We start from the raw sequence: 326 nt of genomic DNA, 5'->3' as shown, positions 1-326 counted from the left end.
TCATATCGCGTCTGCAAATTTGGGCTCTTTCCTTTTCGCTCGCCGCTACTAAGAAAATCGAGTTTTCTTTCTCTTCCTCCGGGTACTTAGATGTTTCAGTTCTCCGGGTTTTCCTCCTATATACCTATGTATTCAGTATATGGTACATGACTCTTCATCATGTGGGTTTCCCCATTCGGACACCCACGGGTCGTAGCTTGTTGCAGCTCACCGTGGTTTTCGTTCGCTAACGTCCTTCTTCGGCTCCATATGCCAAGGCATTCACCTTGCGCTCTTTTCTGTTTGACCAGAAATATTTCATAATATTTAATTGTTTTAGGTTCAAA

The 326-nt window shown here is 43.6% G+C and carries 1 rRNA gene; it reads right to left on the bottom strand.

Features of this window, described 5'->3' with window-relative positions:
- Window positions 1-288 (bottom strand): 23S ribosomal RNA (locus ABGF48_RS08505); the annotation flags it as partial.
- Between the last annotated feature and the right edge of the window lie 38 nt (window positions 289-326).

Origin of the sequence: Helcococcus bovis (assembly GCF_046035835.1) — a bacterium.
Taxonomy (GTDB): Bacteria; Bacillota; Clostridia; order Tissierellales; family Peptoniphilaceae; genus Helcococcus; species Helcococcus bovis.
Note: the sequence above shows the minus strand (reverse complement) of the source record. Positions and strands in the feature narration are given on the sequence as shown.